At 71.7% G+C, this 10,123-nt stretch carries 8 protein-coding genes; all 8 read left to right on the top strand.

Going from position 1 to position 10,123, the window contains the following annotated elements; translation table 11 throughout:
* Positions 1-802: 802 nt before the first annotated feature.
* Complete coding sequence (locus tag A3IC_RS0127615) at positions 803-1,318, top strand: SigE family RNA polymerase sigma factor (RefSeq protein ID WP_020553310.1); 516 nt, start codon at positions 803-805, stop codon at positions 1,316-1,318.
* A gap of 175 nt (positions 1,319-1,493) precedes the next feature.
* On the top strand, positions 1,494-3,128 hold the full coding sequence (locus A3IC_RS0127610) for a PP2C family protein-serine/threonine phosphatase (RefSeq protein WP_158696119.1): 1,635 nt from the start codon (positions 1,494-1,496) through the stop codon (positions 3,126-3,128).
* Between the two features lie 55 nt (positions 3,129-3,183).
* Positions 3,184-4,014 carry a hypothetical protein gene (locus A3IC_RS62745; protein ID WP_020553308.1) on the top strand — a complete coding sequence of 277 codons (831 nt, stop codon included), beginning with the start codon at positions 3,184-3,186 and terminating at the stop codon, positions 4,012-4,014.
* A gap of 31 nt (positions 4,015-4,045) precedes the next feature.
* Positions 4,046-4,867, top strand: a complete 822-nt coding sequence (locus A3IC_RS62740) for an FHA domain-containing protein (protein WP_020553307.1) — start codon at positions 4,046-4,048, stop codon at positions 4,865-4,867.
* 88 nt (positions 4,868-4,955) lie between these two features.
* Positions 4,956-5,348, top strand: coding sequence for a hypothetical protein (locus tag A3IC_RS0127595; protein WP_020553306.1), 393 nt, complete (start codon positions 4,956-4,958; stop codon positions 5,346-5,348).
* 196 nt (positions 5,349-5,544) lie between these two features.
* Positions 5,545-7,134 (top strand): phosphoglycerate dehydrogenase, encoded by a 1,590-nt coding sequence (serA, locus tag A3IC_RS0127590; protein WP_020553305.1) that lies wholly within the window; start codon positions 5,545-5,547, stop codon positions 7,132-7,134.
* Positions 7,135-7,647: 513 nt separating this feature from the next.
* Complete coding sequence (locus A3IC_RS0127580) at positions 7,648-8,691, top strand: 3-isopropylmalate dehydrogenase (protein ID WP_026218817.1); 1,044 nt, start codon at positions 7,648-7,650, stop codon at positions 8,689-8,691.
* A gap of 246 nt (positions 8,692-8,937) precedes the next feature.
* On the top strand, positions 8,938-10,068 hold the full coding sequence (locus A3IC_RS0127575; RefSeq protein ID WP_020553302.1) for a branched-chain amino acid aminotransferase: 1,131 nt from the start codon (positions 8,938-8,940) through the stop codon (positions 10,066-10,068).
* Positions 10,069-10,123 lie beyond the last annotated feature (55 nt).

The raw sequence follows: 10,123 nt of genomic DNA, 5'->3' as shown, positions 1-10,123 counted from the left end.
CCCCGCTCGCCGCGCCCCCGACCCCGGCCAGCGCGCTCCCTGCTCGCGACCCGGGCCGGTCGGACCGGCCGCCCACGCGACTTCGGCCGCTCATGCTTGCCGTGTTCGCGACTCCGGCCGCCCCGCTCGCCCCGCCCTCGACTCCGGCCGCCCCGCTCGCCCCGCCCTCGACTCCGGCCGCCCCGCTCGCCCCGCCCTCGACTCCGGCCGCCCCGCTCGCCGCGCCCCCGACCCCGGCCAGCACGCTCCCCGCTCGCGACCCGGGCCGGTCGGACCGGCCGCACCCCCGACCCAGGCCACCCCCCGACCCCGGCCGCCGCCGTCTCGCCCCGCCCCCGCCCCGGCGGCGAAGTCGCCCAACAAGGCGCAACCCTTGAGGCGTCGGGTGCGTGTGGACCGTACCGGGCGTGTCGCATGGGCCGGTGTGGTGAGTGACGGGGGATGCGCGGTCATGACGGATGAGGACGTGCTCGCCGTTGTGTTCGGCATGCTCGAACGTGATGTCGGTCGCGTCCTTGTCGGGCGTCCGGGCGGTGGGCGGATGCCGATTCGGGTGTTGATCGCCCGGCGTCGGCGGCGGCGTGTGCTGGTCGGGGTCGGTCTCGCGCTCTCGTTGGCGTTGTTCTCGGCCGAACGGTTGGCCGCTACACGGAACCGATCACCCATTCGTGTGCGTGGGTGGGGGAGAGACGCCCAAGGCGGGTATTCCGCGACCCGAACCGACATCGGGGGTGCGTCTTCGGCCGGATAAGGTACCGGGTCACGGCAGGACGAACACGCCGCGACGGGACGCGGGGGAACGATGAGACGGGACACGGGCGGTCGCGCCGACTTCGACGTGTTCTACGCGGAGAGCCACGGCGCCCTCGTCGCACACCTGTACGCGCTGACCGGTGATCTCGGCGAGGCCCAGGAGGCCGCGCAGGAGACGTACATCCGGGCCTGGAAGGACTGGGACCGGATCAGCGACTACGAGAACCCCGTCGCGTGGATCCGCCTGGTCGGCCAACGCATCGCCGTCAGCCGCTGGCGGCGCACCCGTACCGCGCTCAAGAGCTGGATCCGGCACGGTCCGGACGGCGACCTGCCCGCACCCGGACCCGAATCCGTCGCCCTGGTCACCGCGTTGCGGCAGATCCCCGAGGCGCAGCGGCGCGCCGTGGTGATGCACCACATGGGTGGCCTGTCGGTCGCCGAGATCGCCGCGCACGAGGGTGCGCCGGAGGGGACCATCAAGGCTCGCCTCTCCCGGGGACGCAGCGCGCTCGCCGGCCTGCTCGCGGACGGTTCGGAGGCGGTCCGGACCGGACGCGGTTAGGCTCCGGCGCGATCGATGCGCGTTCGCCTCCGCGGCGTGCGCCGAGAAAACCCGAAGGAATTGGCCTTCGGGTTCACATGCCAGGGCCGCATCCGAGGCAGCATGCTTGAACGAGGCAGTGCTATCGCCGCACCGGACTTGCCGTTCCGGTCCGACATCGTGGAGCGTGAGACACATGAGGGGCAGAGGGGACTCGGGTCGGGAGACGACCGTGCCGGCTCGCGGTGGCTTCCCGGAACGAACGCTGCGGCAGGACGAATTGCGCGCCGAACGGCCACCGGCGGCGGACGACGACATCTTCGGTGACCTCTATCTCGACTTCGAGGACACGCCGACCCGCGAGCCGGTGGAGCGGATCGAACCGGCGCAGCCGCGGCCCACCTACACGCCGACACCCGCGTCGACCACCTTCGACGACGAGTACGACGAACCCGAACCCGAACCCGAGCGGCCCCACGAGCCGGACACCGACCACGCCGCCGATCGGGTGCCCTTGCCGGCGGCCGAGGCGGATCCCGGCCCGGGGCCGGAGGCGGCTGCCGCGGCGCCCGAGGTCGCGCCGCGATCGTTGTGGGATCAGGCCCCCCGGCCCGCCGAGACCTTCGCCACCGAGCCGGAGCCGGAGCCGGCCGATCGTGTGCCCGACCCGGTTCCGCACACGGTGACCCCGCGCGCGGTCCGCCCGGACGCCCGGACTCCCGCACCGCCGCCGCCGGTTCCCGCGCCGCCCACGGTCGCCGGCGGCTCCGCCGACACCACGCTCGCCGCCGGGCACGCGGTGCCGCCGCCCCCCACGGTCCCGCCGATGCCCACGTCGCCGCCGCCGGTGCCCGAGCCGCAGACCGAACTGCTGCCGGCCGCCGTGCCGACGGCTGAGCCGGTGCCCGAGCCGGCCGAGGACGCGGACGAGTTGGACGTACCCACCACCTCGCGCAGCGACAGCCTGCGCCGGGCCGAGGCGGCCGGGGAGGACTCGGCCCGAAGCGGCCCCCCGCTGGGCGTCCAGGCGTCCGCGTGGTCGACGTCCTCGCACCCCGGCCGACGGCGCGCGGCCCGGCGTGAACGGCGCGGCCTGGGCCCGGAGCTGACCGCCCGGGACAACGACGACCGGTACGCCGCCACGGGCGAGGTGTTCATCGTCGCCGACGGCCTCGGCGGCCACCCCGCCGGTTGGTACGCGGCCGACGTGGCGGTGCGCACGCTGGTGGCCGAACTGGCCGCCGCCGACCTGTCCGCGGGCTGGAGCGACCGGCTCAGCGCCGCGATCGCGGTGGCCGACCTCGCGGTGCGCCGGCACGGTGTCGCGCAGTACGAGGGCATGCGCACCACCGTGGTGGCGGCCGTCCTGCAACACGGCAGGCTGCATCTGGCCGGTTGCGGCGACAGCGTGTGCTGGCTGGTGCGCGGCGGACGGGCGTTCCGGCTGACCGAACAGGGCAACGCCGCCGAGTTCGGCCGACCGTGGTTGCTCACCTCCACCCCGTTGGGCGGCTCGCAGGCACCCGAACCCGAACTGCAACGGATCGAACTGCACGAGGGCGACCGTGTGGTTCTCGCCACGGACGGCGTCGGCCATCTGCCCGACGAGACGGTGGCCGACCTGGTGCACGGCGACCCCTTCCACGCGGCAACGACCTTGACCAGAACGGCTGTCGAGAGTGGTGACGACGACGCGACGGCGGTCGTGGTCGAATGCGACGCACTGCCCGTACCCGAGGGGCATCGCTCCGGCGCCGACCCCCGGGAACGACCGGAGGATGCGTCGGGTGCCCCCGGGGCCCTACGGTCGGACGGCGGAACGGCCTGGTGACGGTTCACCGGGCGAAGATGGGCGATGCCCCAGGGCGGGGCACGAGACCGGACGGATGGCGATGCTCGAACTGATCCTCACCGTGGCGACGTCGGACGACGCCGACCAGCAGGAGTCGGACCTGGCCCGGCCGCGCACGGTGAAGGTGCAAAGCGAGCCCGGCAAGAAGATCGCGATCGGCCGGGACCCGTCGCGATGTGGCCTGGTCACACCGAAGGACTGGCGCTTCGTATCGCGCGTGCACCTGGAGTTCGTCTACTCCCTGGAGCGCGGCTGGAGCGTGGAGTGGCTCCAGGGCTCGCACCCGCGCCCGGTCGCGCTGGTGCAGATCGATCGCGAGGGCGTGTCCGAACCGGTGCCCTACGGCGCCACGTTGCCGCTGGGCTCGCTGCGCCCGGGCCGGGTCGTGGTCACCGACCTGGCCCGACGCCGACGGGTCCTGGTCGAGTGGCGGGTGTCGCTGCCGCAACGCCCGGGCGAGGAGCCCACCGAGCCGGACGTGGGTGTGCCCGAGACCCAGGACGTCGCGCCGTTCGTGCTGCAGAACCGCCTCTCCGAGACGGAGATGGAGGTGCTGGCCGCGCTGTCCTGCGACTGGGTGCACGGCCGCCCGGTCAAGCGCGCCAAGTCCACCAAGGAACTGTGCGAGTTGTTGCACCTGTCGGCGGCCACGGTCGAGCGGTACAAGACCAAGCTGCGTCGCGAGTTCTACAGTTCGGGCCTGTGCCCGGAGCTGAACGCCCTGCTCGGTCCGAACTACCTCGACACCGTGCGGCATGTGCACGGCGGCTGGGACCTGATAGCGCAGACCGCGGTCACCCACGGGATAACGGGGCGCGGCCCCTGCCCGTGTGGTGCGGATGCGCCGCACGCGGGTACCAGGTGAGCGGTAGGACCGGGGAGGGGGCGAGGGGATCATGCTCGAACTGAACATGTCGTTCGTCGCGATGGAGGATGGCCGCGAAGCGGAACGGGACCCGCTGCCGAGCCCCAAGAGCGTGCGTACACCGGGCGTGGTGGGCACGCGGCTGTTCGTCGGCCGCGATCCCAGCGCGTGCCGCCCGCTGTTGACGCCGCACGACTGGCTGTTCGTCTCGCGCAAGCACCTGGTGTTCGAGTACAGCGAGGACCGGGGTTGGACGGTGGAGTGGCCGCGCGGGCAGCGGGACACCCCGGTGGCGATCGTGCGGATCAAGCGCGGCGAGACCTCGCAGGACATGCCGTACGGCGCGATCCTGCCGCTGCCCGCGCGCACCAGCGGCAACATCCTGGTCAGCGACCTGGCCCGACGACGCAGCGTGGTGCTCGCGTGGCGGGCGATGCAGCCGATCCGGCCCAGCACGTCCTCCTCGCCGGACGGGAACGCGCCGCCGACCGTGGACGTCGGACCGGAGGAATTGCGCAACAAGCTGCGCGGGGTGCGCCTGGAGGTGCTCGCGGCGATGTCCTGCGACTGGATCCACGGCCGCGCCACCAAGCGGCCCAGGACCACCGACGAGTTGTGCGAGATGCTCTACATGGCCAAGGCCACCGTCGAGCGCTGCAAGACCGAACTGCGTCGCGACTTCTACAGCTCGCTGCTTTGCCCGGAATTGAATCATCTGCTGGGGCCCGACTACCTGGACACGACCCCGCATGTCCACGGAGGCTGGGACCTGATCGCCCAGACGGCGGTCACCTGCGGCATCGTGGGACGCGAACCGTGCCCGTGTGCCCGTCGCGGTGGATCGATCGACTGAGGCGACGCGAACCACAGGGCCGCAGGGCCGCAGGGTGCGGTCGGGGGCGGTATTCGACTGACGACCAGGAGCGTGGGGGAGGAAACCGGTGCTCGATCTCAACATGGCGTCGACTTCGGGGGCGAACGACGCGGCGACGGTTGCCATGCTGATGGCAAGCGCGCCGAGTCGGCCGGGGGCGACGTTGGCGGTCGGTCGCGACGCGACCCGCTGTCATCTCGTGACACCGGCCGACTGGCTGTTCGTCTCCCGGGTGCACCTGGAATTCCAGTGCGGCGACGACGCGATCTGGTGGGTCACCTGGCGGCGCGGCTCGCAGGACGCGCCGGTGGCCGAGGTCCGGATCGACGACGGCGAAACGCGCACGCTGCCCTACGGGGGCACCGCGCCGTTGCCCAGTCCGGGCTCCGGCGAGGTGGTCATCCTCGACCTGAACGGGCAGCGTCGGGTCACCATCGGGTGGTTCCTGGCCGCCGACTGATCGCCGGATCGACCCCGCCCGATCCACCGCTGACCTGACGATGAGTCAGAAGCGCTGCCCCGCGCGTTCGGAGTCCACACATCGGACATCTGTGAAGTCCTTCACAAGGGCGGCGGTAGGATCGGCCACGCGTCAGGCCACCCCGTCGTGCGTCTTCCACGCGGCCACCCGTCATCGCAGCACGCGAAGGAAAACCGTGAGCAAGCCCGTCGTTCTCATCGCCGAAGAGCTGTCCCCGGCCACCGTCGATGCCCTCGGACCCGATTTCGAGATCCGCCACTGCGATGGTGCGAACCGCGGTGAGTTGTTGTCCGCGATCGCCGACGTCGACGCCATCCTGATCCGCAGCGCGACCAAGGTGGACGCCGAGGCGATCGCCGCGGCCGGCCGCCTCAAGGTGGTCGCGCGCGCCGGGGTGGGGCTGGACAACGTCGACGTCCCCGCCGCCACCAAGGCCGGCGTCATGGTCGTCAACGCGCCGACCTCGAACATCGTCACCGCCGCCGAACTCGCCTGCGGCCTGCTCATCTCGGTCGCGCGCAACATCCCGCAGGGCAGCGCCGCGCTCAAGAACGGCGAGTGGAAGCGCAGCAAGTACACCGGTGTCGAGCTCTCCGAGAAGACCCTCGGCGTGGTCGGCCTGGGCCGGATCGGCGTCCTGGTCGCGCAGCGGATGTCCGCGTTCGGGATGAACATCGTGGCCTACGACCCCTACGTGCAGCCGGCCCGCGCCGCGCAGATGGGCGTGCGCCTGCTCAGCCTGGACGAGGTGCTGGAGCAGTCCGACTTCATCACCGTGCACCTGCCGAAGACGCCGGAGACGCTGGGCCTGATCGGCGACGAGGCGCTGCGCAAGGTCAAGCCGACGGTGCGCATCGTCAACGCCGCGCGCGGCGGGATCGTCGACGAGGTCGCGCTCGCGTCCGCGCTCAAGGAGGGCCGGGTCGCCGGCGCCGGCCTGGACGTGTTCTCCAAGGAGCCGTGCACGGACAGTCCGCTGTTCGAGTTCGACAGCGTCGTGGCCACGCCGCACCTGGGCGCGAGCACCGACGAGGCGCAGGAGAAGGCCGGCGTCGCGGTGGCCAGGTCGGTGCGGCTGGCGCTCGCCGGCGAACTGGTGCCGGACGCGGTCAACGTGCAGGGCGGCGTGATCGCCGAGGACGTGCGTCCGGGCCTGCCGCTGGCCGAGAAGCTGGGTCGGATCTTCACCGCGCTCGCGGGCGGCGTCGCGGTTCGACTGGACGTCGAGGTGCGTGGCGAGATCACCCAGCACGACGTCAAGGTGCTCGAACTCGCGGCGCTCAAGGGCGTGTTCGCGGACGTCGTGGAGGAGTCGGTCTCCTACGTGAACGCTCCGCTGCTGGCCCAGGAGCGCGGCGTGGAGATCCGGCTGACCACGAGCTCGGAGAGCCCGGACCACCGCAACCTGGTCACCGTGCGCGGCACGCTCGCCGACGGTGACGAGATCTCGGTCTCCGGCACCCTCGCCGGCCCCAAGCACATCGAGAAGATCGTCGAGGTGGACGGCTTCGACGTGGACCTGGTGCTCACCGCGCACATGGTCTTCCTGCGTTACGCGGACAAGCCGGGCGTGGTCGGCGTGATCGGCCGCCACCTCGGCGAGGCGGGCGTCAACATCGCCGGCATGCAGGTCGCCCGCGCGGCCAAGGGCGGCGAGGCGCTGGTCGCCCTCACCGTCGACACGACGGTCGAGCCGCAAACCCTCAACGCCATCGCCGAGGAAATCGGCGCGGCCTTCGTGCGCTCGGTGAACCTGGACGACTGACCGCGCTTCGCGCGGCCGACCCCGCCCACGACGGCCCAAGGCCCGGGAACCCCACGGCTCCCGGGCCTTCGGCATGCCCGCCGCCGGCCGCCGCTCGTCCCCGTTCGGGGGCTCCCCGGCGGGGCTCGCTGGGCCGGTTGGTGGACTGCCGGTCTCAGATAGTAGGAACTCCGAGTAAATTGCAGACAGCGGCGCGAACCGTCGCCTACCGTGAAGGAAGACGGCCCCTTCCGTACCCGGAAATCCCGTACGGTAGGAAATCTCCGCACGCCCACAAGGCCCCTGCACGTTGTCCGTCGCACACCGTGTAGACACCCCGCCTTGTGAAGGAAGTGCAGTCATGGACGAAACCACGCGCCGCAACGCCGCTCGTGCCCTTCAGCGCGCCCTCGACCGTCGCGACAACGGCGGCCCCGCCGACGAGGACCGCTGACAGCCCCGATTCGCACCACTGCGTCCCACCATCCGGACGGCATGTGATCAGTCCCTGGGACGGAAGGTAGGGTCCCCCCTATGTCTCGCAGCATTCGTCTCGCAGTAGTTCCCGGTGACGGCATCGGCCAGGAAGTGGTCGCGGAGGGTCTGAAGGTCCTCGGCGCCGTACTTCCCGCCGACGCCAAGGTCGAGACCACCGAGTACGACCTCGGTGCCCGCCTGTACCACCGCACCGGAGAGACGCTGCCCGACAGTGTGCTCGACGAGCTGCGCGGCCAGGACGCGATCCTGCTCGGCGCCATCGGCGACCCCAGCGTGCCCTCGGGGGTGCTGGAGCGCGGCCTGCTGCTCAAGCTCCGCTTCGCGTTCGACCACCACGTCAACCTGCGTCCGGCCAAGCTCGCGCCGGGTGTGGTCTCGCCGCTGGGCGCGGACGCGAAGATCGACTTCGTGGTGGTCCGCGAGGGCACCGAAGGCCCGTACACCGGCAACGGCGGCACGCTGCGCACCGGCACCGAGCACGAGGTGGCCACCGAGGTCAGCGTCAACACCGCGTTCGGCATCGAGCGGGTCGTGCGCGACGCGTTCGCCCGGGCCCAGGCCCGGCCGCGCAAGAAGCTGACCCTGGTGCACAAGAACAACGTGCTGGTGTACGCGGGCCACCTGTGGACCCGGGTGTTCAACGCGGTCGCGGCCGAGTTCCCCGACGTCAGCACCGACTACCTGCACGTGGACGCGGCGACCATCTTCATGGTCACCCAGCCCGAGCGCTTCGACGTGATCGTCACCGACAACCTGTTCGGCGACATCATCACCGACCTCGCCGCCGCCATCGCGGGCGGCATCGGTCTCGCGGCCAGCGGCAACATCAACCCGTCCCGCGAGTTCCCGTCCATGTTCGAGCCGGTGCACGGCTCGGCGCCGGACATCGCCGGCCAGGGCAAGGCCGACCCCACCGCCACCGTGCTCTCGGTCGCGATGCTCCTGGAGCACCTGGGCCTGACCGCCGAGGCCCGCCGGGTCGAGGCCGCGGTCTACGCCGACCTCGCCGAGCGCGGCACCCTCGGTGTGCGCGGCACGTCGCAGATCGGCGACGCGCTCGCGGCCCGAGTAGCCGGCTGATTCGCCGGCATCACCACGTCCGTCGACCGGGACCGTCGACGCGTGCCCCCTGCCGGACCGGCGAGTCGGTCGTTCGGCGGTTCAGGGGCCGCGCCTGTCGGGATCCCGGTCGACTGCGTTAACGTCTCACCGGGTGGAACGCGGGTGCGGTTCCCGGGGAACACTTCCAGTACGTCCAGGTACGGGAAACCGGGTCCCAGCAGCACCCATCCCCGCCATACTCCACGGTGAAGGACGAGAACAGCCATGACGACTGCCGCCCCGCAGGAGCCCGCCCTCCAGGCTTCCCTGACGATCGACCTCAAGCCCACCGCACACCCGCTGAGCGATGCCGAGCGCGCCACGCGCCTGGAGAACCCGGGCTTCGGCCGCGTGTTCACCGAGCACATGGTCGCCATCAAGTGGAGTGCGGGACGCGGCTGGTACGACGCGCAGCTCACGCCCTACGCGTCGCTCGACATCGACCCCGCGAACATGACGCTGCACTACGCGCAGTCGATCTTCGAGGGTCTCAAGGCATACCGCCGCCCCGACGGCAGCGTGGCCACCTTCCGGCCCTACGCGAACGCCGCCCGCTTCCAGAACTCCGCCCGCCGGCTCGCCATGCCGGAGCTGCCGCAGGACCTGTTCGTGGCCGCGGTGGACGCGCTGATCCGCCAGGACGCCGCCTGGGTGCCCAGCGCGCCCGAGGAGAGTCTGTACATCCGGCCGTTCATGTTCGCCACCGAGGTCGGCCTCGGCGTGCGCCCCGCGAACGAGTTCCTCTTCCTGGTCATCGCGTCGCCGGCCGGCCCCTACTTCGCGGGCGGCGTGCGGCCGGTCTCGGTGTGGTTGTCCCAGGAGTACGTGCGCGCGGTGCCCGGCGGTACCGGCGAGGCCAAGTGCGCCGGCAACTACGCCGCCTCGCTGGTCGCCCAGGCCCAGGCCATCGAGCAGGGCTGCGACCAGGTGGTCTGGCTGGACGCGGTCGAGCGTCGCTGGATCGAGGAGATGGGCGGCATGAACCTGTACTTCGTGTACGGGGAGGGCAAGGACGCGCGGATCGTCACGCCCCGACTGACCGGCTCGCTGCTGCCCGGCATCACCCGCGACTCGCTGCTGCGACTGGCGGCGGATCGTGGTTACGCCACAGAGGAGGCGCTGATCTCGGTCGACGACTGGCGCGAGGGCAACGCGAACGGCACCCTCACCGAGGTCTTCGCGTGCGGTACCGCTGCGGTGATCACCCCCGTCGGCTCGGTCAAGTCCAGCACCGCGGACTGGACGGTCGGCTCCGGCGAGGCGGGCCCGATCACGATGGAGCTCCGCAAGGCCCTGGTCGACATCCAGACCGGCCGAGCGGAAGACGTCCACGGCTGGACGCACACGATCGGATAATCCACGCTTCGCACGGTGACAGCGGCCTCCGGCCGCTCTCCTCGCTCGCTCGTCG

Source organism: Embleya scabrispora DSM 41855 (assembly GCF_000372745.1).
GTDB lineage: Bacteria > Actinomycetota > Actinomycetes > Streptomycetales > Streptomycetaceae > Embleya > Embleya scabrispora.
The sequence above is the reverse complement of the archived record's forward strand: the minus strand, read 5'-3'. Positions and strand labels throughout refer to the sequence as shown.

What these genes read in the sequence shown, in the direction of transcription:
- A3IC_RS0127615 (WP_020553310.1), top strand. Translation starts at nt 803, where the DNA reads ATGAGACGGGACACGGGCGGTCGCGCCGACTTCGACGTGTTCTACGCG.
- A3IC_RS0127610 (WP_158696119.1), top strand. Translation starts at nt 1,494, where the DNA reads ATGAGGGGCAGAGGGGACTCGGGTCGGGAGACGACCGTGCCGGCTCGC.
- A3IC_RS62745 (WP_020553308.1), top strand. Translation starts at nt 3,184, where the DNA reads ATGGCGATGCTCGAACTGATCCTCACCGTGGCGACGTCGGACGACGCC.
- A3IC_RS62740 (WP_020553307.1), top strand. Translation starts at nt 4,046, where the DNA reads ATGCTCGAACTGAACATGTCGTTCGTCGCGATGGAGGATGGCCGCGAA.
- A3IC_RS0127580 (WP_026218817.1), top strand. Translation starts at nt 7,648, where the DNA reads ATGTCTCGCAGCATTCGTCTCGCAGTAGTTCCCGGTGACGGCATCGGC.
- A3IC_RS0127575 (WP_020553302.1), top strand. Translation starts at nt 8,938, where the DNA reads ATGACGACTGCCGCCCCGCAGGAGCCCGCCCTCCAGGCTTCCCTGACG.